19 protein-coding genes are annotated in these 20,641 nt (G+C 67.7%); 3 read left to right on the forward strand and 16 right to left on the reverse strand.

All coding sequences use genetic code 11. The features are described 5' to 3' along the window. Positions 1-28: 28 nt before the first annotated feature. From RT97_RS29420 to RT97_RS29440, 5 genes are all read right to left on the reverse strand, one after another. Positions 29-1,243, reverse strand: a complete 1,215-nt coding sequence (locus RT97_RS29420) for a vWA domain-containing protein (RefSeq protein ID WP_042582404.1) — start codon at positions 1,241-1,243, stop codon at positions 29-31. Between the two features lie 28 nt (positions 1,244-1,271). Then, entirely contained in the window at positions 1,272-2,174 is a 903-nt protein-coding gene (locus RT97_RS29425; RefSeq protein WP_042582405.1) for an AAA family ATPase, read from the reverse strand. Between the two features lie 67 nt (positions 2,175-2,241). Beyond that, complete coding sequence (locus tag RT97_RS29430; protein ID WP_042582406.1) at positions 2,242-3,033, reverse strand: FAD binding domain-containing protein; 792 nt, start codon at positions 3,031-3,033, stop codon at positions 2,242-2,244. 23 nt (positions 3,034-3,056) lie between these two features. After that, positions 3,057-5,495: a xanthine dehydrogenase family protein molybdopterin-binding subunit gene (locus tag RT97_RS29435; RefSeq protein ID WP_042582407.1), complete on the reverse strand. Its 2,439-nt coding sequence runs from the start codon at positions 5,493-5,495 to the stop codon at positions 3,057-3,059. 13 nt (positions 5,496-5,508) lie between these two features. Continuing rightward, the gene (locus tag RT97_RS29440; protein ID WP_042582408.1) at positions 5,509-6,006 is read right to left on the reverse strand and encodes a (2Fe-2S)-binding protein; all 498 of its coding nucleotides are present in this window, start codon (positions 6,004-6,006) and stop codon (positions 5,509-5,511) included. A 178-nt stretch (positions 6,007-6,184) separates the two neighbouring features. Here RT97_RS29440 and RT97_RS29445 point away from each other — a divergent pair, with 178 nt between their 5' ends. Next, the gene (locus RT97_RS29445) at positions 6,185-7,321 is read left to right on the forward strand and encodes a helix-turn-helix domain-containing protein (RefSeq protein ID WP_042582409.1); all 1,137 of its coding nucleotides are present in this window, start codon (positions 6,185-6,187) and stop codon (positions 7,319-7,321) included. 22 nt (positions 7,322-7,343) lie between these two features. Here the strand turns inward: RT97_RS29445 and RT97_RS29450 are convergent, their stop codons facing one another. From RT97_RS29450 to RT97_RS29490, 9 genes are all read right to left on the reverse strand, one after another. Beyond that, entirely contained in the window at positions 7,344-7,721 is a 378-nt protein-coding gene (locus RT97_RS29450) for a nuclear transport factor 2 family protein (RefSeq protein WP_042582410.1), read from the reverse strand. A 92-nt stretch (positions 7,722-7,813) separates the two neighbouring features. Further along, positions 7,814-8,185: a DUF2845 domain-containing protein gene (locus RT97_RS29455; protein ID WP_042582411.1), complete on the reverse strand. Its 372-nt coding sequence runs from the start codon at positions 8,183-8,185 to the stop codon at positions 7,814-7,816. A gap of 57 nt (positions 8,186-8,242) precedes the next feature. Beyond that, on the reverse strand, positions 8,243-9,715 hold the full coding sequence (locus RT97_RS29460) for a M81 family metallopeptidase (protein WP_042582412.1): 1,473 nt from the start codon (positions 9,713-9,715) through the stop codon (positions 8,243-8,245). Continuing rightward, entirely contained in the window at positions 9,712-10,992 is a 1,281-nt protein-coding gene (locus RT97_RS29465) for a Zn-dependent hydrolase (RefSeq protein ID WP_042582413.1), read from the reverse strand. Before RT97_RS29465 ends, RT97_RS29460 begins: the two co-directional genes overlap by 4 nt. A gap of 36 nt (positions 10,993-11,028) precedes the next feature. Next, positions 11,029-11,742, reverse strand: a complete 714-nt coding sequence (locus tag RT97_RS29470; protein WP_042582414.1) for an ABC transporter ATP-binding protein — start codon at positions 11,740-11,742, stop codon at positions 11,029-11,031. A 61-nt stretch (positions 11,743-11,803) separates the two neighbouring features. Then, the gene (locus RT97_RS29475) at positions 11,804-12,574 is read right to left on the reverse strand and encodes an ABC transporter ATP-binding protein (RefSeq protein WP_042582415.1); all 771 of its coding nucleotides are present in this window, start codon (positions 12,572-12,574) and stop codon (positions 11,804-11,806) included. Next, entirely contained in the window at positions 12,571-13,530 is a 960-nt protein-coding gene (locus tag RT97_RS29480) for a branched-chain amino acid ABC transporter permease (RefSeq protein ID WP_042582564.1), read from the reverse strand. The genes RT97_RS29475 and RT97_RS29480 overlap by 4 nt, the downstream gene beginning before the upstream one ends. 5 nt (positions 13,531-13,535) lie before the next feature. Next, on the reverse strand, positions 13,536-14,396 hold the full coding sequence (locus tag RT97_RS29485) for a branched-chain amino acid ABC transporter permease (protein ID WP_042582416.1): 861 nt from the start codon (positions 14,394-14,396) through the stop codon (positions 13,536-13,538). Positions 14,397-14,565: 169 nt separating this feature from the next. Beyond that, on the reverse strand, positions 14,566-15,771 hold the full coding sequence (locus tag RT97_RS29490; RefSeq protein WP_042582417.1) for an ABC transporter substrate-binding protein: 1,206 nt from the start codon (positions 15,769-15,771) through the stop codon (positions 14,566-14,568). 259 nt (positions 15,772-16,030) lie between these two features. Between RT97_RS29490 and RT97_RS29495 the strand changes: the two genes are divergently transcribed. Continuing rightward, on the forward strand, positions 16,031-16,795 hold the full coding sequence (locus RT97_RS29495) for a FadR/GntR family transcriptional regulator (protein WP_042582418.1): 765 nt from the start codon (positions 16,031-16,033) through the stop codon (positions 16,793-16,795). Between the two features lie 9 nt (positions 16,796-16,804). Here the strand turns inward: RT97_RS29495 and RT97_RS29500 are convergent, their stop codons facing one another. Then, entirely contained in the window at positions 16,805-17,764 is a 960-nt protein-coding gene (locus RT97_RS29500) for a LysR family transcriptional regulator (protein WP_042582419.1), read from the reverse strand. A 107-nt stretch (positions 17,765-17,871) separates the two neighbouring features. Here RT97_RS29500 and RT97_RS29505 point away from each other — a divergent pair, with 107 nt between their 5' ends. Further along, the gene (locus RT97_RS29505; protein WP_042582420.1) at positions 17,872-19,227 is read left to right on the forward strand and encodes an aspartate aminotransferase family protein; all 1,356 of its coding nucleotides are present in this window, start codon (positions 17,872-17,874) and stop codon (positions 19,225-19,227) included. A gap of 22 nt (positions 19,228-19,249) precedes the next feature. Here the strand turns inward: RT97_RS29505 and RT97_RS29510 are convergent, their stop codons facing one another. Further along, positions 19,250-20,638, reverse strand: a complete 1,389-nt coding sequence (locus RT97_RS29510) for an FAD-dependent oxidoreductase (protein ID WP_042582421.1) — start codon at positions 20,636-20,638, stop codon at positions 19,250-19,252. Between the last annotated feature and the right edge of the window lie 3 nt (positions 20,639-20,641).

A 20,641-nucleotide genomic window follows, 5' to 3' on the forward strand; every position in this document is an offset into this window, starting at 1 on the left:
GGGTCTTCCTTGTTGTCGTCCGTGGGCCCTAGCGGCCGGACCGCATGAGGGCGGCGAGGCTCGTGGCAAGTTGTTCGAGGGCACTGAGATTGTGGACCGCGAGCATCGCGTCCGCATGGCGGTGCAGCACGGTGGCCCCACGCGCCAGAGGGGCGTAGCCCTCGAAGCGCAGCAGCGGGTTGAGCCACAGCAGCCGGCGGGAGTGGCGCTTGAGCCAGAGCAGTTCTTTCTCCAGCACCGCGGGCTCGCCGGTGTCCAGGCCGTCGCTGATGACCAGCACCAGCGTGCGGCGGCCGGTGAGGCGCCGCGCATGCGCATGCCGCAGTTCGGCCAGCGAACTGCCCAGCCGCGTGCCGCCCGCGAAATCGTCGATGGCCATGCTTGCAGCGCCAAGCATCGCGTCGGTGTCTGCCAAGCGGAAGGCCGGCGTGAGGTCGGTCAGGCGGGTGCCGAAGGCGAACACGTCACGGCGCCCGGCCCGGCGGGTGGACGCATGAAGAAACGCAAGCAGGAGGCGCGCATAGCGCTCCATCGAGCCCGACACGTCCACCAGCACCAGGAGCGGCAAGGGTTGCTCCCGCCGTGCGAGGCGCGGCAGCCGCAGGATCTCGCCGCCCGTGCGCGCCGCCTCTTGCAGCACGCCGGGCCAGTGCATGCGCGCATGCTGCCGGCCCGCGTCGCCCGCCACGCGCAAACGGCGCGATGGCAACGAGGGAATCGGCAGCGTCACATCGCGCGCGAGCCGCTCGACCAACCGGTATTCGGAGGCGCCGAGCGCATTGAAGTCGGCGTGCTGCAGGCGCTGCCGGTCGCTCGACGTCATGGCGGCATCGAACTCGATTTCCTTGTCGGGCTTGGCGGCCACCGCCGGCTTGGCCGGATCGCGCGGCGCCGTCAGCGCCTCGCGCACGCGCGGCCGTCGCTTGGAGGGCTCGGCCTTGCCTTCGGCGCTCGGCAGCATCTGCGCGAGCAGCTTGTTGGCGAGCTCAGGGTCGCGGAACCATGCATCGAAGAGTTCGCGGAACACCATGCGGTCTTGCTCGCGGCTGACCATCACCGCTTCCATCGCGGCGCTCAGGTCCAGCTTGTCTTCCACGCCCACAAGCGTGACCGCTTCGGCGGCCAGCGCGATGCGCATCGCATCGGTGCGTACGCCGGCCCGGCGCAGCGCGCGACCGAAGGCCGTGATGTTGCCGGCGAGCTTGCCGCTGCGGACGTCGCCCAGTTGCTGGATGCCGGCCATGCGGAGCCGCCTCGAACTTCGGCCGCGCTCAGGGCGCGACCGGCTCCTCGGGCTTGAGCAGGTCCGACGCGAGTTCGCGCGTGAGCGCCGCCACGTCGTCGCGCTGCTTGAACAGGATGCCGGCGGTGTCGACCACCACTTCGGGGTCGAGCTCCACGGTGTCGAGTGCGATGAGCGCCCTCGCCCATTCGACGCTCTCGGCGATGCCGGGCGCGCGCTGGAAGGCGTTGACGAAGGGCGCATCGCGCAGCCGGGCCACGAAGGCGGCCACCTGCGCAGAGAGTTTTTCGCCCGCCTCCGGCACCTGGGCCCTCACGATCGCCAGTTCGCGTTCGCGCTCGGGGTAGTCGAGCCAGTGATAGAGGCAGCGGCGCTTGACCGCATCGTTGAGCTCGCGCGTGCGGTTGCTCGTAAGGATGGTGACCGGCGGCACGACCGCGCGCACCGTGCCGAGTTCGGGAATGCTCACCTGGTACTCGCCCAGGTATTCGAGCAGGAAGGCCTCGAAGGGCTCGTCGGCGCGATCCACTTCGTCGATCAGCAGCACCGCGCCAGGCGCGGGCGTCTGCAGCGCCTGCAGCAGCGGGCGGCGGATCAGGTAGTGCGGCTGGTAGACCTCGGCTTCCACGTCGCGCGCGGCGCCCGTGGCCTCGGCCGCGCGCATGTGCAGCAGTTGCGCGGCGTAGTTCCATTCGTAGAGCGCTTCGCGCTGCTCCAGGCCGTCGTAGCACTGCAGGCGCAGCAGCTCGCGGCTCAATGCCTTCGACAGCGCCTTGGCCAGCTCGGTCTTGCCGACGCCCGGCTCGCCTTCGAGCAGCAGCGGCCGCTGCAGCTTGAGCGCGAGGAACACGGCGGTCGCCAGCCGGCGGTCGGCGAAATAGCCGGCCTGCATCAAGCCTTCGGAGAGGGAGTCGATGGTCGGGAAGATCATGGCAAAGGGTAGCGGAAGACGCGACGGGTCGCGCCTTCCTGCACCTTCCGTGAGGCGGCTTGCGGCTTCAGCCCAGCGCCTTGGTCACGGCACGTTGCGTGAGCACGCTGATGAGGTTGGCGCGATAGGCGGCCGATGCGTGCAGGTCGCTGTTTAGTTCGCTTGCATCGATCTTCACGGCCGCGGCGGCTGCCGCGGTGAAGCTCTTGTTGAGCGCGTCCTCGAGCCCCGCATGACGAAACACGCCGTTGCCCGCGCCGGTGACGGCCACGCGCACGCCGCTGTCGTACTGCGCGACGAAGATGCCCACGAGCGGAAAGTGCGAGGCTTTCTGGCGCAGCTTCTCGTAAACGGCGCGCTGGGGAATGGGAAAGCGGATCGCGGTGATCAGCTCGTCTTCTTCCAGCGCCGTGGTGAACAGGCCCTGGAAGAAATCGTCGGCCGCGATCTCGCGCTTGGAGGTGACGACGGTGGCCCCGGAACCCAGCACCGCGCTCGGATAGCAGGCGGCCGGATCGTTGTTGGCCACCGAGCCGCCGATGGTGCCCATCGCGCGCACCTGCCGGTCGCCGATGCGCGAGGCCAGGTCGGCCAGCGCGGGGAAAGCGGCTTTCACGTCGGCGTTGTTCGCCACGTCCAGGTGTCGCGACATCGCGCCGATGGTGAGCGTGCCGCCATCCTTCTTGATGCCGGAAAGTTCCTTGATGCCCCCCAGGTCCACCAGCTGCTCGGGCGCGGAGAGCCGCAGCTTCATGGAGGCAAGGAGGGTCTGGCCGCCGGCGAGCGGCTTGGCGCCCGCGGCAATGAGTTTGGCCGCATCGGCCACGGTGGCTGGCCGTTCGAGTGTGAAGGCGTACATGGTGTGTGGGTCCTTCTGAGTTGTTATGGAGCGGGACGGCCTTGGGTGCTGGCGGCGAGCGAGGGCGCCTGCACGTCCTCTGGCGTGCCGCCCTTCTGCATGGCTTCCCAGACGCGGCTGGGCGAAGCGGGCATGTCGAAATCCTTGACGCCCAACGGCGCCAGTGCGTCGAGCACCGCGTTGATCACGGCCGGCGGCGAGCCGATGGCCCCCGCCTCGCCGCAGCCCTTGGTGCCCAGGGGGTTGTGCGTGCACGGGGTGCACACGGTGTCGAGCTTGAACTGGGGAAAGTCGCCCGCTCTTGGCATGGCGTAGTCCATGAAGCTGCCGGTGAGCAGCTGGCCCGTCTCGTTGTCGTAGACGCAGTTCTCCAGGAGCGCCTGGCCGATGCCCTGCACCAGCCCGCCGTGCACCTGGCCCTCGACGATCATCGGGTTGATGATGGTGCCGAAGTCGTCCACCGCGGTGAAGCGGTCGACCCTCACTTCGCCGGTCTGCTTGTCGATCTCGACTTCGCAGATGTAGGTGCCGCCCGGGAAGGTGAAGTTGGTCGGGTCGTAGAAGGCGGTTTCGTTCAGGCCGGGCTCGAGCTTGTCGAGCGGGTAGTTGTGCGGCACGTAGGCCGTGAGTGCCACCTGGCCGAACGGGATCTTCTTGTCGGTGCCCTTGACCGTGAATTCGCCGTTGGCGAACTCTATGTCGGCATCGCTCGCCTCCATCAGGTGCGCGGCGATCTTCTTGGCCTTGGTCTCGATCTTGTCGAGCGCCTTCATGATGGCGGCGCCGCCCACCGAGATGGAGCGCGAACCGTAGGTACCCATGCCGAAGGGCACGCGGCCGGTGTCGCCGTGCACCACGTCGACGTTGTCCACCGGAATGCCCAGGCGCGCCGCAACGACCTGCGCAAAGGTGGTTTCGTGGCCCTGTCCGTGGCTGTGCGAGCCGGTGAACACCGTCACGCTGCCGGTCGGGTGCACGCGGATCTCGCCGCACTCGAACAAGCCCGCCCGCGCGCCGAGTGCGCCCGCGATGTTCGACGGCGCGATGCCGCAGGCCTCGATGTAGCTGGAGTAGCCGATGCCGCGCAGCTTGCCCTTGGCCTCGGTGGCCGACTTGCGCTGGGCATAGCCTTCGACGTCTGCGAGCACGCGGGCCTTGTCCATGCATGCATGGAAGTCGCCGGTGTCGTACTGCAGCGCCACGGGCGTCTGGTAGGGAAAGGTGGTGATGAAGTTGCGCTTGCGGATCTCGTCCTGGCCCAGATTCATTTCCCAGGCGCAGCGAGACACAAGGCGCTCCAGCAGGTAGGTGGCCTCGGGCCGCCCCGCGCCGCGGTAGGCATCGACCGGCGCGGTGTTGGTGAACCAGGCATCGACCTCCACGTAGATCTGCGGCGTCGTGTACTGGCCCGCGAGCAGCGTGGCGTAGAGGATGGTGGGTACCGCGGTCGAGAAGGTCGAGAGGTATGCACCGAGGTTGGCGTCGGTGTGCACGCGCATCGCGAGGAACTTGCCGTCCTTGTCCATCGCCATCTCGGCGTGGCTCACATGGTCACGGCCGTGCGCATCGGACAGGAAGCACTCCGAGCGCTCCGCCGTCCATTTGATGTTGCGGTTGAGCTGCTTGGCGGCCCAGGTGAGGCACACGTCCTCGGCGTACAGGAAGATCTTGGAGCCGAAGCCGCCGCCCACGTCGGGCGCGATCACGCGCACCTTGTGCTCGGGCAGGCCCAGCACGAAGGCCGTCATCAGCAGGCGCTCGACGTGCGGATTCTGGTTCGATACGTACAGCGTGTAGTCGTCGGTGCCGCGGCTGTAGCTGCCGATGGCCACGCGCGGCTCGATCGGGTTGGGAATCAGCCGGTTGTTGACCAGATCGAGCCTGGTGATGTGCGCGGCCGTGGTGAACACGTTGTCGACCGCCGCCTTGTCGCCGAGCACCCACTTGTAGCACTGGTTGTCGGGCGCCTCGTCGTGCAGCGTGGTGCTGCCGGTCTTCTTCGCGGCGTCGGCCACGCTCACCAGGGCGGGCAGCACGTCGTAGTCGACCACCACGGCTTCGGCCGCGTTCTTGGCCTGCTCGACCGTCTCGGCCACCACCATGGCCACGTGGTCGCCCACGTAGCGCACCTTCTTGATCGCAAGGATCGGGTGCATCGGCTCCTTCATCGGGGTGCCGTCGGGGTTGTTGATGAGCCAGCCGCAGGGCAGGCCGCCCATCTTTCCCTCGATGTCCTTGCCGCTGAAGATGCCGACCACGCCGGGCATCTTGAGCGCCTCCGCGATGTCGATCGACTTGATCGCGGCATGAGCGTGCGGCGAGCGCACGAAGACCGCATGGCTCTGGTTGGCCAGCGTGATGTCGTCGGTGTAGTTGCCGGCGCCGGTCAGGAAGCGGTAGTCTTCCTTGCGCCGCAGGGCTTCACCGATATGGGGCAGGTTCGAGAAGTCGGAAGCACCCATGATGTGGTTCCCCTCACGCCGTGACGGTTGCTTTGACCGGGGTGCCGGAGGCCATGGCCTCGCCGCCCATCTTCACGGCCTTCACGATGTTCTGGTAGCCGGTGCAGCGGCACAGGTTGCCGTCGAGCAGCTCGCGGATTTCCGATTCGCTCGACTTGGGGTGGTGGGTGCACAGGTCGATGGCGCTCATGACCATGCCGGGGGTGCAGAAACCGCACTGCAGGCCGTGGCACTCCTTGAAGGCCGCCTGCATCGGGTGCATGGTGCCGTCGGCTTCGGCGATGCCCTCGATGGTGGTGATGTCGGCCCCGGCCGCCTGGGCGACCAGCACGTTGCACGACTTGACGGCCCGGCCGTTCACGTGAACGGTGCAGGCGCCGCACTGGGCGGTGTCGCAGCCGACGTGGGTTCCGGTGAGGTGGAGGTGCTCGCGGATCGCGTGCACGAGAAAGGTATTTGGCGGTGCGTCGACAGTGACCGGGCGGCCGTTGACCTTGAAAGCTACCTGCATGTGGCTGTCTCCGTGAAAGGTGATGGCTGGTGGTGCAAAAGGCATCTTGGATGCCCACCTTTCGCACTATCCTAGGCAAAACCCTTGACACTTGCGCAGTGCCCGCGAAATTCTCAAAATGAAACAGCTTGCCCCCCGGTAAGCCGGAAAAGCCGCCCCACCCGCGCGAACCCACACGATGAACGCCTCTCTCGTTTCGCCCCCGCCCGAGCGTTCCCTGGCCATTGCCCAAGCCCGGCGCGAACTGCTCCACGGCGATGGGCCGGGCGCCCGCAGCGGCGTGCGCATCGACCCCTGGATCACCCGTTCATGGCAGCGCTGCATCGAGGCCGGCCACCGCCCGCAGCAGCGGGTGGCCTTCGATCCGGTGAGCCCGTCGGCCGTGCGCGAGCTGGCCGAGCGCAACCGGGCGCTGGTCGCGGCGGCCCGGCCGGTGATCGCCCGGCTGTCCCGCGCCATTGCCGACACACGCTATTTCGCGGTCCTGACGGACGCCGCCGGCATCGTGATCGACGTGGGCGCGCTGCCCGACGGTACCGACACCGCCTGCCGCTATGCGCGGGACATCGGCCGGGTCGGGGTCGATCTTTCGGAGCGCGCGATCGGCACCTCCGCCATCAGCACCGCGCTGGCCGAACAGGAATCGGTGTGGCTGCACCGCGGCGAGCACTTCTTCGACGACACCAGCGTCTACAGCTGCGCCGGCGCACCGCTCTTCGGTCCCCGTGGCGACTGCATCGGCATGCTCGACCTGAGCGGCGTGCAGGCGGTGGAGCGCCCCGAGCTGCGCCACCTGGCCGCCCTGTCGGCACGCAGCATCGAGAACATGCTGGTCATGCAGGAGCCCTGCGAACTGCGGCTGCACCTGGCCTGGCCCGGCCACCCGGCCAACGAGGCCACCGAAGGCTTGGTCTGCATCGACGCCAGCGGCAACGTCACCGGCGCCAACGCCACCGCGCGGCAGATGCTGCACCAGCCGCTGTCGCATGGCCAGCACGCCCTGCATTTCAACGACCTCTTCGCACTCCCGCTGCACATGATGTTCGATGCCGCCCGGCGCGGCGACGCGGCGCTCGAGGTGCCCCTCTGGTCGGGGCTGCGGGTGCAGGTGCGCCCCCAGCGCGGCGGCAGCAGCGCGGCCGGGGCGGTGCCCGATGCGCGTCCGCGCCTGCGCGACGTGGAAACCGCGCTGATCCGCAAGGCCGTGGCCGATGCGCGCGGCAACGTGGCGGAGGCGGCGCGCGCGCTGGGCATCAGCCGCGCGACGGTGTATCGCAAGCTCTGGCGCGGCCGGCCTGCCGGCACGCCGGACTGAACGCGCGCCGTTCAGCTTTCGTTCAGGCGCCGACCGGCACCTTGTCGAGGAAGCCGGTCACCGACCGCAGCTTTCCTGCATCGAGCTGCGCGAAGTCGGTGCCCTGGATCAGGTCCTCCGCACCGCTCGGGCCGAGCGTCCAAGAAAAGCGCAGGTTGTCGCCGTGCGCCTCGGCCTTGCCGAACAGGTTGAAGCGAAAGCCCGGGTAGCGCTGATGGACCGCACCGACCAGCGCGCTGATCTGCGCGTGGCCATTGGCCTGGGCGATGGGATCGACATAGTGCGCATCGGCGGTCCAGCCGGCCTCGATGAGCGCGGCGCGGCGCGCGTCGTCGGTTTCGTTCCAGACGGCGATGTAGCGTTGGGCGATCGTGGCGGCGTCGTGTGCGGCGGTGTTCATGATGACCATTCCTTTTCGAGGGTTCGACCCGCAACATCGCGGGGTGAAGGAATGGTCGCGCCGCGCTTGTCAGGCGTCGATGACGTGGGAGGTCATGGGATGCGGCTGCCGTAGCGGATGCTCGCGAGCGCGCCGTCACGAAACAGCAGCATCGTCTCGAACTGTCCCGAGCCGGGGCGGTAGGTCCACTCCTCGGCCTGGTCGCAGCGGTTGTTGTTGACGATCACGGTCTGCCCGCCGCCCGAGGACGACGACGGCGGGTTCACGATCACCTCGGGCCGGTTGCCGTCGGGCTTGGCGCAGAAGCTGTCCTTGAACACCGGCTCGCCGCACTTCTGCAGGATGGTGAACTTGGAGTCCCCCTTCTGCGCGAAGTCGCGGTTGCAGTTCAGGGTCTGCGCCTCGGCCGGCACGACGGACGCCAGGGCCAGCAGTGCGGCGGGAATCAGAAGGGATCGCTTCACGTGAATTTCCTTGTTTCAGCGCAGCGATGGTAGTGAGATTTCCGCCTTGAGATCGCCCTATATCGCATCCAGCGGAAAGACCGGGCGACGCACCTTGCCGAAAGGGAACAGGCTGTAATCCGAACTGGTGACACCGGGGCTGTCGCACTCCACCAGCGCCGCGGAGAGCGGCTCGAACACCGGCCGGCAATACATGCGCGACTTGAGCAGAAGAAAGCGTTCATTGCGCGGATCGAGCCCCGCGCATTCGAAGACGCCGATGTCCCACGGCTCCTGCGTGCGCTCGGTCACCACGATGCGCGCCGCGCCGATGTCGAACAGCACCGTGCGGCCCATGCTGCTGCGCTGGCCGGTGTAGGTGGGGCCGGTGATCACGTACTCGCCGTTGCTGACGACGCGCACCGTGCCCGTGAGGCGCACCGGCGTCTTCGCAAGGCCGATGCCTGCGAGCGAGACCTTGTTGCCGAGCGCGACCGTCACTTCGGCGCCCTCGCCGGCTGCAATGAGTTGGGCCACCGCCTCGGGGTCGCACAGCGGGCCGACGCCAATGCCGTGCAACCCCTGCGCGAGCGCTTCCTGAAGCACGTCCATCGTGTCGCAGCTGCCGCCCGACATGCAGTTGTCGCCGTGGTCCAGCAGCAGCACCGGGCGTGTCGCACCCTCGGCAATCGCCTTGGCGCGCGCCACCGATTCGGCCAGCGGCTCGCTGCGGTAGATGAAGGCTTCGCGCTCGGCCCACATCTGCGCGCCGATGCGGTCGGCCGTGGCCTGCGCGCGCTCGGGCGACTCCGCATCGATCACCACCACGCTCATGCAGGGCGCCTCGATGTCCGACAGCGAGAAGCCCGCGAAGATCGACACCGCGAGCGACTCCGATGCCTCGGCCGCGCGCGCCGCGTCGATCGCCCGCTGCATCGCGCCGGTGAACGAGGCGCTGCGCAGCGTGTGCGCCATCAGCGGCAGCGGGTGCCAGCGCAGCGCGGGCTTGCTGCGGCCCGCGAGCAGGTCGAACAGGAGGCGGCCCGCATGCTCGCCGGTCTCGTACATGTCGATGTGCGGATAGGTCTTGAAGCCGACGATCACATCGGCATTGCCGACCATCGCGGGCGTCACGTTCGCATGCAGGTCGAGCGCGACGCCGATGGGCACGCCGGGCGCCGCTGCACGCAGCCGCACCAGCAGGTCGCCTTCGCCGTCGACGCTGTTCTCTGCCACCATCGCGCCGTGCAGGTCGAGCAGGATCGCGTCGCAGCCCGGCGCCGCATCGACGATGCATTGCGTGAGCGTGGTGTAGGCGGCCGCATCGACCGGCCCGCTCGGGTTGGCCGAGGCCGACACCGGCGTGATCAGCGTCGCACCGGCCGCTTCGGCCAGGTCGATGAAGGCCGACATGGCGGTGCGCATGCCCTTGTTGTCCCTGTAGGCCGCCTCGCCGAAGGTCGGACCGTCGGGCCCGAAGGCCGCGAGCGGCGTGGGCACCGGCGAGAAGGTGTTGGTCTCGTGGTTGAGACGCGCGACGAGAACTTTCATGCGGCCACTCCCGCGCTCTGCACCATCGCCTGCAGCAGCACGTTGCAGCCGGCCTCCAGGTGCGCGGGCTCGGCGTCCTCGATCTCGTTGTGGCTGATGCCGTCCAGGCACGGCACGAAGATCATCGCCGTGGGGCACACGCGGGCGAGGTACACCGCATCGTGGCCCGCGCCGCTGATCACGTTCATCCAGGTGAGGCCCTGCGCCTCTGCGGCCTCGCGAACCGCCGAGACCAGCGTGGGCGTGAAGGGCTGGGGCGGGAAGTAGACGACCTGCTCCACCGACGCCTGGACCTTGCCGCCGCCGGCCAGGCGATGCACGGCTTCCTTCAGCGCCGCGTCCATGGCCAGCAGCACCACGTCGTCCGCCGCGCGCAGGTCGACGCTGAGCTTCACGCGGCCGGGAATCACGTTGCGCGAGTTCGGGTAGTTGTCGATCCAGCCGACCGTGCCGCGCGCATGCGGCGCATGCGCGAGCGCGATGCGGTTCACCTCGATCACGAGTTCGGAGGCCGCGAGCAGCGCGTCCTTGCGCAGCTCCATGGGCGTGGGTCCGGCATGCGCTTCCATACCCTGCACCACCACGTCGTACCAGCGCTGGCCGAGGGCGCCCTCGACCACGCCGATCACGCGTTCGTTGGCTTCGAGCACCGGGCCCTGTTCGATGTGGGCCTCGAAGTACGCACCCACGGGCGATGCCGCGGCCGAGGCCTGCACCTTGCCGGCGTAGCCGATCGCATCGAGTGCCTGCGCCACGCTCACGCCCTCGGTGTCGCATTGCTTGAGCGCGTGCTCCAGCGTGAAGGCATCGACGAACACGCCCGAGCCCATCATCACCGGCACGAAGCGCGAGCCTTCCTCGTTGGTCCACACCGCCACTTCGAGCGGGGCCTCGGTCACGATCTTCGCGTCGTTGAGCGCACGGATCACTTCCAGCCCCGCGAGCACGCCGTAGTTGCCGTCGAACTTGCCGCCGGTGGGCTGCGTGTCGATGTGGCTGCCGGTGGTGACGGGCGGCAGCGCATTGTTGCGGCCCGCACGCCGCGCAAAGATGTTGCCGATGGCGTCCACCCGCACTTCGCAGCCGGCTTCGCGCGCCCAGCGCGAGAAGAGGTCGCGGCCTTGGCGGTCGAGGTCGGTCAATGCGAGGCGGCACACGCCGCCCTTCTCGGTGGCGCCGACCTGGGCCAGCTGCATCAGCGAATCCCAGAGTCGCTGGCCGTCGATGCGCAGGGCGCGCACGTCGGGTGGAGAAGAGGTGTCGATGGTTGTTGTCATGATTTTTCGAGTTGAGGTGTTCAAGGCGCGCGCGGGTCAGGCGAGGCCGACGCCGAGGTAGCGGTCTTTCACTTCGTGGTCGGCCATGAAGGCGGCGTTGCCCGCCTCGTGCACGATCACGCCCTGCTCCACGATGTAGTGGCGGTCGGCGAGCTGCACGCACACCTCCAGGTTCTGCTCGACGAGCAGGATCGCGACGCCCGCGGCCTTGATGGTCTTGAGCTGCGCAACGATTTCCTCGACGATCACCGGCGCGAGGCCTTCGACGGGCTCGTCCAGTATCAGGAGGCGCGGGTGGTTCATGAGTGCGCGGCCGATGGCCAGCATTTGCTGCTCGCCGCCCGAGAGCTGCCCGCCGCCGTTGCGGCGCCGCTCCTTCAGGCGCGGAAAGATGCGGTAGATGTCTTCGAGCTGCCAGGGCGAATCGCGCCGCTGGCCGAGCAGCAGGTTCTCCTCGACCGTCAGCAGCTTGAAGATGCCGCGGTGCTCGGGGACCAGGCACACGCCGCGCGTCGCGATGCGGTGGGCCGGCAGGCCCGCCACGTCCACGCCCTGGAAACGCACGCGTCCTTTCGTCGGCGTGAGCGCGCCGGCAATGCTCTTGAGCGTGGTCGACTTGCCCGCACCGTTGCGGCCCAGCAGCGTGACGAGTTCGGCCTCGCCCACCGTCATCGACACGCCCTGCAGCACATGGCTCTTGCCGTAATGCGCGTGGAGCGCTTCGACTTCGAGGATGTTCGCCCCGCTCATGGATGTACCTCCGCGCTTCGCACTGCGGTGCGGGCTTGCCCGGGGCGGCCCGGTGCGGCGCTCATGCCTTGCCCCCGGTGATCATGTTGCCCAGGTAGGCCGAGCGCACGCGCGCGTCGGAGCGGATGTCGCCCGGCAGCCCTTCGGCCAGCACGCGGCCCAGCTGCATCACGGTCACGGTGTCGGAGATGTCCATCACGATGTTCATGTTGTGTTCGATGAGCACGACCGTGTGCGCATCGCGCAGGCTGCGGATGAGGTGCTTCATGTCGTCCAGGTCGTCGATGCCCATGCCCGAGGTGGGCTCGTCCAGAAAGATCGCCTTGGGCTTCGCGGCCAGCGCCATGCCCACTTCGAGCCGGCGCTGCTGGCCGTGCGAGAGCACGCTCGCGGGCGTGTCGGCCAGCCGCTCGAGGCCGACGCGCGCGAGCACCTCGGCCACGGTCTCGGCACATGCGCGGTCGCCCACCGGCGCGCGCCAACAGTTCATTGCCTGGCGCGGCGCGATGCCTTGCGCCGCAACGCGCAGGTTCTCGCGCACCGAGAGGCTCGGGAACAGGCTCGTGACCTGGAACGAGCGCGCCATGCCGCGCTGCACGCGCTTGTGGTCGGGCTCATGCGTCACGTCGTGGCCGTCGAACAGGATGCGCCCGCCCGTGGTGGTGCCGGTGCCCGTGAGCATGTGGAACAGCGTGGTCTTGCCCGCGCCGTTCGGGCCGATCACCGAGTGCACCGTGTTGCGCTTGATCTTCAGGTCCACGCCGCCGAGCGCGGCGAACTTGCCGTAGTGCTTGGTGACGCCGATGGCTTCGATGAGAACGGGTTGCGTCATGCTTTTTCTCCCTGCGCCGCGGGCGCCTTGGCTCCCGACGGCGTCTTGCGGAACACGCGCCGCCAGGCGGCCTCGCCCAGCCCCCAGAGCCCGCGCTGCATGCCGATGCTCACGCCGATCAGCAGGAGCCCGAGCAGCAGCAGCCATCGCGGCCAGAGCGTGGAGAGCCAGTCGGCCAGCAGCACGTAGAAGGCCGAGCCCAGCACCGAGGCGAAGAGGTTGCCGGTGCCGCCGATCACGGTGATGACCAGGATCATCTCGCTCGTGTGGTACTCGGCATTCGACAGCGGCGCGATGCCGGTCATCATCGCGTGCAGCCCGCCTGCCAGACCCGTGACGGCGCCCGAGATCACGAAGGCCAGCAGCTTGAAGCGCTTGAGGTCGTAGCCCACGGCGGCGGCGCGGTCCTCGTTGTCGCGAATGGCCAGCAGCGTGCGGCCGAATACCGAATCGGTCACCTTGAGCAGCAGCGCGAACGCGATGAGGAACATGACGGCGACGAACGCGTAGTACTTCCAGGGCGTGTCCATGAACGCCGGGCGCGGCACGTCGAGCAGGCCGTTGTCGCCGCCCGTGAGGCCCGAGGCGGTGTACGCCACGAAATAGAACATCTGCGCGAAGGCCAGCGTGAGCATCACGAAGTACGTGCCGCGCTGGCGGATGGCGACCCAGCCGACCACCGCCGCGCCCAGCGCGCCCATGGCGACGGCGGCGAGCAGCGCGAGCGGCATCGGCAGCGAAAGCCGCGTGAGCAGGATCGCGATGGTGTAGCTGCCGAGGCCGAAGAAGATCCCCTGCCCGAACGACAGGAGCCCCGTGTAGCCCAGCAGCAGGTTGCAGCCCAGCGCGGCCAGCGCGTAGATCAGCACTTCGCTCGCGAGCGAGCCCGAGCGCATCAGCAGGGGCAGCGCGAGCGTGACGATCAGCGCCAGCAGGAATGTGTATTTTCTCGGCATGGCCATCATCCTTTGCGGCCGAGCAGGCCATGCGGGCGCAAGAGCAGCACGGCCGCCATCGCGATGTAGATCATCAGGCTCGCACCGGGCGGCCAGATGGTGCTCATGAGGCTCTGCACGATGCCGATCAGGAGGCCCCCGACCAATGCACCGCCGAAGCTGCCGAGCCCCCCGATCACCACCACCACGAAGGCGACGCCGAGCGCCTCCACGCCCATGAAGGGCTCCGCGCCGCGGATCGGCGCGGCCAGCACGCCGGCGATGGCCGCCGTGGCCGCACCCAGTGCGAACACCAGGCTGAACACGCGGAACACGTTGATGCCCAGCAGCGAGACCATCTCGGTCGACTCGCTCCCCGCGCGCACTGCGCTGCCGAGGCGCGTGCCCTCTAGCACCCACCACAGCAGCACCGCGAGCACGGCAGTGAAGCCGATCACGAAGAGCCGGTACTTCGGATAGACGAAGTCGCCCCACATCACCACGCCCTGCAGCAGGTCGGGTGTGGCCACGCTGTTGCCCAGCGGGCCCCAGAACACGATGACGATCTCCTGCACCGCGAGCGCGAGGCCCACGGTCACGAGGATGTGGAACTCGTGCGGCTTGGCGTACACGCGGCGCAGCAGCAGTTTCTCGGCGAGCCAGCCGAGCGCCCCGACGAACAGCGGCACCAGCACCAGCGCGGCCCAGAAGTTCAGGCCCCACTGCATCGCCTGGTAGCAGAGGTACGCGCCCAGCAGGTAGAACGCGCCGTGCGCGAAATTCACGAAGCGCAGCAGGCCGAACACGATGGACAGGCCAACGGCCAGCAGGAAATACAGCATGCCGATGCCGATTCCGTTGATGGTCTGGAGCAGGTAGACGGTCATGGAGATTCAGTGGATGGGCGGACCGCAAAAAGGCCGGAGTACGGGCAAGCGCATCCCCCACCCCGTTCGCCCTGAGCCTGTCGAAGGGCCGGGCGCGGCGTGAAAGGCTTCGACAAGCTCAGCCCGAACGGTGGGTAGGCAGTGCCCAGGCGGTGCGGGTGCACTTGGGTCAGGCCAGCTTGCAGCCGGTCTTGTCGATGGGCAGGAACGACTTGCCGGAACTCACGACATCTACGTAGTCCGCCGCGTCTTTCATCTTCGACTTCGCCTTGCCCTTGAGCAGGTAGTAGTCCTTGATGACCTGGTGGTCGGCCTTGCGGATTTCCTCGGTGCCCGTGAGCCCGTCGAACTTCATGCCTTCGAGCGCGGCGATGACGGCCTTCTGGTCGACCGTCCCGGCCTTGACGATGCCGTCGATCAGGATCTTGGTGCAGATGTACGAGCCTGCGAGGCTGTAGTTGGGCACGATCTTGAGCTTGTCCGCCGTGCGCTTGACCAGGTCCTTGTTGAGCGCGGTGTCGGCGGTGTGCCAGTACTGCGCGCCGAAGTAGACGCCGTCGCACAGGTCCGCGCCCAGTTCATCGAACTGCTCCAGGCCCGAGGCCCAGGCCATGAGGATCGTCATGTTCTTGTGCATGCCGAAGCTCACCGCCTGGCGCAACGCGGCCGACGACTGCGCGCCGAAGTTCAGGAGCAGCAGCACGTCGGGCTTGGCGGCCATGGCATTGGTGAGGTAGCCGCTGAACTCCTTCTCGTTGAGCGAGTGGTAGCTGTTGCCCACGTGCTCGACGCCCTTCTCCTGGAAGATGTTCTTGGCGGCACTCAGGAGGCCGTCGCCGAACACGTACTGCGGCGTGATCGTGTACCAGCGCTTGGCCTTGGGCATGGAGGCGATCAGCGGGCGCACCGTCTGCTCGATCGCACCGAAGGTGGGCACCGACCAGCGGAAGGTGGCGGGGTTGCAGTCCTTGCCGGTGATCTCGTCGGCGCCGGCGGTGGTGATGAAGAGGCCGCCGGCCTTCTCCGCTTCCTTGCCCATGGCAAGCGCTTCGGACGACAGGATGCCGCCGGCGAAGAACTTCGCGCCCTGCTGCTGCGAGGCTTCCTGCACCTTGCGCACGGCGGTGGCGGGCTTGCCTTCGGTGTCGAGCACCGTGTAGGCCAGCGGGCGCTTCAGGACGCTGCCGTATTGCTCGATCGCCAGTTTCATGCCCAGGTCGGCGAACTTGCCGTTGGCCGCGAAGGCGCCCGACATCGGGACCGGACATCCGAAGCGGATGGCGTCCGCCGATTGCGCGAAGACCGAGCGGCCCGCCAGGAGCGAAGCCGGGGCGGCCGACAGGGCGGCCAGCTGAAGAAGTTGTCTGCGTTGCATGGGGGTTCTCCGGTCGTGGTGTGGAAGTGGGTGAAGGGGGTGCCTGCGATTGCGGGCGAATTTAAGCGGATAAATAGGATTAATATGTTGGTAAAAACCCGCTAGCAACCACCGTGCCAAAATCCAGCGCACTTCCCGAGGTCCAATACCTGCATACAGGCGGCTGTCTGCTTTTCCCTTGCTCTGAACGCATGAATTCGTCTCCATCCGATCGTGAAATGAACCCCAGGGCACCGCGGTTGCCGCATGGAGCGTTTCAATGAAAGTGGGAGAAAACCGCCCCAAGCGGCAAAAGCTCTCGGACGTCATCGTCGAAGACGTCAAGCGATGGATCGTTGCCGAGCGCAAGCAGCCCGGCGACCGCCTGCCGAACGAGAAGGAACTGATCGAGCTCTTCGGCTATTCGAAGAGCACGGTGCGCGAGGCCTTGAAGGCGCTGGAAGTGCGCGGGCTCATCTCGATCCGCACCGGCCCGGGCGGCGGGGCATACCTGCAGCAGGTGTCGGTGGACCACGCCTCCGAGCCGCTGCGCAACTTCCTGCACTTCCATCATCTGGACGGGCACCACATCTACCAGCTGCGCAAGGCCCTGGAGCCCGAGCTGGCCGTGAGCGTGGTCGGCCGGCTCACACCCGAACAGTTCGACCGGCTCGAGGAAAACGTGCGCCTCTGCACCATCGCGCCGACCAACGAGGACGAGCTGCGCATGCAGCGCGAGGCCGAACTGGCCTTCCACACGATGCTGGCCGAGAGCTGCCCCAATCCGGTGCTCTCGTTCATGTGCCGCTTCCTCAACGACCTGCTGCGCGACCTCGTCGTCTACAAGAAGGCGCTGGACCATCACCACTTCGGCGAGACCAACGTCGACTACCACACGCAGTTGCTCGCGGCCTATCGCAAGGAAGATGCAGAGGAAGTGCGCCGCCTCATGGCCGAGCACATGGTCGATGCCGAGGCGCACATGCACGAGATGGAGGCGCACATCGGCGCCAGGCACCTGCTGCTGCCGAGCGGGCAGCGCTGAACGAGGCGACTAGCGCGCGTGCGCCTTCTCCAGGCACGCCTGGAACGCCAGCACCGCCCGTGACGGCTTGGGCGAGCGCCGCAGCAGGCTCACGAACCGGCACGCGTAGTTGAAGCGGGCCGGCAGCACCGCCTTCATGAGCCCGCGCTGCTCGAACACCTGCGCGTAGTGGTCGGGCAGAAAGCCCAGGAAGCGCCCCGAAAGAATCAGCGTTGCGATCGCTTCCTGGTCGAAGCCCGTCGCCTTGCGCGAGAGCCGCGCGCGATGGCTCAGCTCCATGTTGGGCGAGTGGTAGCCCAGCCCCGCGAAGTGATGCTCGCCCAGCTTGGACCAGGTGAGCTTCGCGTGCGCGCTGTCGAACAGCGGATGGCCCTTGCCGCAATACAGCAGCATCGTCTCGTCGAAGAGATCCGCATACACGAGGCTCTTGGAGCTGCGGTGCGCCGGGATGATGCCGATCTGGAAGTTGCCCTCCAGCACGCCCTGCTCGATCGCGTTGATCGACCCCACGTGCACCGCGAGGTCCACCTCCGGCGCGATCGCGGTGAAGCGCGCGATGGCCTCGCCGATGCGCGCCTTCGGGTTGGTCGCCGTCTTGTCGAACAGCGCCACCTCCAGTTGCCCGCCCATGCGGTTGTGGATGTCGTCGATGCTGCCGCGAAAGGCATCGACCGAAGCCAGCAGGCGCAAGGTCTCGTCGTACACCCGCTGCCCCTCCGCAGTGAGCGCAAAGCCGGCCCGGCCGCGCCGGCACAGCACGAGGCCCAGCCGCGTCTCCAGGTCTTTCACATGGCGGCTCACGGTCGACGTGCCGATGTTCAGCTCCAGCTCCGCGGCCGCCATGCCGCCGCAATCGACCACGCTCTTGAACACCTTGAGCAGGCGCAGGTCCATGTCGCTGAGCTGCCCCAGAACGGCGCGGTTGCGGGTGCCCTGGGCACTGTTTTGGGCCTCGGCCTTTACTTGCATGAATCGTCAAGTGAACATTGATATTGCGCCATTCTCCACACTGAAGGCGCTGCGAACAATCGGGGCATTCCTTCACCCCCGGAGCCCGCTTGCATGCGGGAAGCGCCATGACACTCGCCACGCCCGCCATCGAACCGAAGCCCACGGCGCGCACCGACGCCGCCTGGCTCGAAGCGCACTGGATGCCCTACACCGGCAACCGCAACTTCAAGGCCGATCCGCGGATCATCGTGGAGGGCAAGGGCGCCTACTTCACCGACAACGACGGCCGCAAGATCTTCGACGGCCTCTCGGGCCTGTGGTGCTCGGGCCTGGGCCATGGCCGCCCCGAGATCACCGAGGCGGTGAGCCGCCAGATCGCCAAGCTCGACTACTCGCCCGCCTTCCAGTTCGGCCACCCGCTCTCGTTCGAGCTGGCCAACAAGATCAAGGAACTGACGCCCGCGGGGCTGGACTACGTGTTCTTCACCGGCTCGGGCTCCGAGGCCGCCGACACGTCGCTCAAGATGGCGCGCGCCTACTGGCGCACCAAGGGCCAGGCGAGCAAGACGCGCCTGATCGGCCGCGAAAAGGGCTATCACGGCGTCAACTACGGCGGCATCTCGGTCGGCGGCATCGCGGCCAACCGCAAGCTCTTCGGCCAGGGCGTCGAGGCCGACCACCTGCCGCACACGCAGCTCGCGAGCAACGCCTTCACGCGCGGCATGGCCGAGAACGGCGCCGAACTGGCCGATCGCCTGCTCGACCTGATCGCGCTGCACGATGCCTCGAACATCGCGGCCGTGATCGTGGAGCCGTTCGCGGGTTCGGCCGGCGTGGTGATCCCGCCCAAGGGCTACCTCAAACGCCTGCGCGACATCTGCACCGCCAACAACATCCTCCTGATCTTCGACGAAGTCATCACCGGCTTCGGCCGCTGCGGCGCGCTCACCGGCGCGGAAGCCTTCGGCGTGACGCCCGACATCATGAACATCGCCAAGCAGGTCACCAACGGCGCGCAGCCGATGGGCGCCGTGGTCGCCAGCAAGGAGATCTACGACACGTTCATGGCAGCCGGCGGCCCCGACTACATGCTCGAATTCCCGCACGGCTACACCTACGGCGCGCACCCGGTGGCCTGCGCCGCGGGCATCGCCGCGCTCGACGTGCTGCAGAAGGAAGACATGATCGGCCGCGTGCAGACGCTCGCCCCGCACTTCGAGAACGCGGTGCACAGCTTGAAGGGCAGCAAGCACGTCACCGACATCCGCAACTTCGGCCTCGCCGCCGGCCTCACGATCGCCGCGCTGCCGGGCGAGCCCGCACGCCGTCCGTACGAGATCGCGATGAACTGCTGGAAGAAGGGCTTCTACGTGCGCTACGGCGGCGACACGATCCAGCTCGCGCCGCCCTTCATCGCCGAGAAGGCCGAGATCGACCGCATGGTCAACGCGCTGGCCGACGCGCTCGCGGAAACCGCCTGATCGATCCCCTGGTCGCCGCGGGTCAGGCCTTGTCGGCCTTGCCCGCGGCGTTCGCAAGCTTGCTCAGCATGCGGTCCACCAGCCACGGCTGGCGGTCCTGGTCCTCGGCAAGCTCCTTGCGGCGGATCGCGTTGCGCACGACGATCGAGCCCACGTAGCGCATCGGCTCCGGCGGAAACTGGCCGAGCGGGCCGTTCGTGATGGGGCTGCGCGTCCACGCATTGTCCTGGTCGAGCACCAGCGACGACAGGATCTGCCCGCCCATGTAGGTCGGGCCGACGCCGTTGCCCGAATAGCCGAAGCCGTAGTAGATGTGCGGCGCGCCATCGAGCTTGCCGAAGAACGGAAAGCCCGTGACCGACCGGTCCGACGGACCGTTCCAGCTCGCGGTGATCGGCGTATTGATCAGTGCCGGAAAGAAGGAATGCAGGGCCTGCGTGAGCTCGGCTTCGTAGGGCGAGCGCTCGTCGAACACCTTGGCCATGCGCCCACCCCAGGCGAAGGTGTTGCCGCCCTTGCCGAGCATGATGCGGCCGTCGACCGTGCTGCGGTAGTAATAGACGAAGGTGCGCGAATCGAGCACCGAGACGCCGTCGGTCAGGCCGATCTGCTGCAGCAACTGCGGGCATCGCTCGGTGATGATCATGTCGCTCGACACGATGGCGATGGTCCGCTCGAACTGCGGGAAGGTGCTGGCCATCCATGCATTCATCGCGAGCACCAGCTTCTTCGCGCGCACGCTGCCGGCCGGCGTTCGCAAGACGACCGGGTGGCCGGTGCCGAAGTCGAGCATCGGCGTGCGCTCGTGGATGCGGATGCCCATGGCCAGCGCCACGCGCCGCAGGCCCCGCACCAGCTTGCCCGGGTGCACGGTCGCAGCAATGGGCGAATACACGCCCGCCAGGTTGCGCGCGGAGCCTGAGCGCCGAGCTACTTCGTCGGGTGGCAGCGTGCGGTACGAATGGATGCCGCGCGCCTCCAGCGCCTGCATCATCGGATCGAGCGTGCCGATCTGCGCCTGCGAAGTCGCGGTGTAGAGCGTGCCGTCCAGCCGCAGTTCGGCATCGATGCCGTGCGCCGCGCAGAAGTCGGCGATGTGCTGCACCGCGGCCTCCGAGGCCTTGACGAGGCGCACCGCCTCGTCTTCGCCGAACAGCCGGCGCAGCGTGAGGAACTTGGCCGACCACGTCAGCAGGCAACCACCGTTGCGGCCGCTCGCACCGGCGCCGCAAAGATCGCTTTCGAGAATGACGATATCGAGCGCAGGCGCTTGCAGCTTGGCTTGAATGGCCGTCCACAAGCCGGTGAAACCGCCGCCGACGATGCAGACATCGGCGCTGTGTTCGCCCTGCAGAGCGGGCGCGAGGTCGCCGTCGTTGAAGAGGGCCTGTTCGATCCAGAAAGGACGCATGTC

It is taken from the genome of Variovorax paradoxus (assembly GCF_000834655.1).
Classification (GTDB): Bacteria; Pseudomonadota; Gammaproteobacteria; order Burkholderiales; family Burkholderiaceae_C; genus Variovorax; species Variovorax paradoxus_F.

Coding starts and splice junctions, on each gene's coding strand:
- RT97_RS29425 (WP_042582405.1), bottom strand. CDS start 2,174: ATGATCTTCCCGACCATCGACTCCCTCTCCGAAGGCTTGATGCAGGCC.
- RT97_RS29475 (WP_042582415.1), bottom strand. CDS start 12,574: ATGACGCAACCCGTTCTCATCGAAGCCATCGGCGTCACCAAGCACTAC.
- RT97_RS29465 (WP_042582413.1), bottom strand. CDS start 10,992: ATGACAACAACCATCGACACCTCTTCTCCACCCGACGTGCGCGCCCTG.
- RT97_RS29490 (WP_042582417.1), bottom strand. CDS start 15,771: ATGCAACGCAGACAACTTCTTCAGCTGGCCGCCCTGTCGGCCGCCCCG.
- RT97_RS29500 (WP_042582419.1), bottom strand. CDS start 17,764: ATGCAAGTAAAGGCCGAGGCCCAAAACAGTGCCCAGGGCACCCGCAAC.
- RT97_RS29435 (WP_042582407.1), bottom strand. CDS start 5,495: ATGGGTGCTTCCGACTTCTCGAACCTGCCCCATATCGGTGAAGCCCTG.
- RT97_RS29450 (WP_042582410.1), bottom strand. CDS start 7,721: ATGAACACCGCCGCACACGACGCCGCCACGATCGCCCAACGCTACATC.
- RT97_RS29480 (WP_042582564.1), bottom strand. CDS start 13,530: ATGCCGAGAAAATACACATTCCTGCTGGCGCTGATCGTCACGCTCGCG.
- RT97_RS29470 (WP_042582414.1), bottom strand. CDS start 11,742: ATGAGCGGGGCGAACATCCTCGAAGTCGAAGCGCTCCACGCGCATTAC.
- RT97_RS29440 (WP_042582408.1), bottom strand. CDS start 6,006: ATGCAGGTAGCTTTCAAGGTCAACGGCCGCCCGGTCACTGTCGACGCA.
- RT97_RS29505 (WP_042582420.1), top strand. CDS start 17,872: ATGACACTCGCCACGCCCGCCATCGAACCGAAGCCCACGGCGCGCACC.
- RT97_RS29495 (WP_042582418.1), top strand. CDS start 16,031: ATGAAAGTGGGAGAAAACCGCCCCAAGCGGCAAAAGCTCTCGGACGTC.
- RT97_RS29510 (WP_042582421.1), bottom strand. CDS start 20,638: ATGCGTCCTTTCTGGATCGAACAGGCCCTCTTCAACGACGGCGACCTC.
- RT97_RS29430 (WP_042582406.1), bottom strand. CDS start 3,033: ATGTACGCCTTCACACTCGAACGGCCAGCCACCGTGGCCGATGCGGCC.
- RT97_RS29460 (WP_042582412.1), bottom strand. CDS start 9,715: ATGAAAGTTCTCGTCGCGCGTCTCAACCACGAGACCAACACCTTCTCG.
- RT97_RS29420 (WP_042582404.1), bottom strand. CDS start 1,243: ATGGCCGGCATCCAGCAACTGGGCGACGTCCGCAGCGGCAAGCTCGCC.
- RT97_RS29445 (WP_042582409.1), top strand. CDS start 6,185: ATGAACGCCTCTCTCGTTTCGCCCCCGCCCGAGCGTTCCCTGGCCATT.
- RT97_RS29485 (WP_042582416.1), bottom strand. CDS start 14,396: ATGACCGTCTACCTGCTCCAGACCATCAACGGAATCGGCATCGGCATG.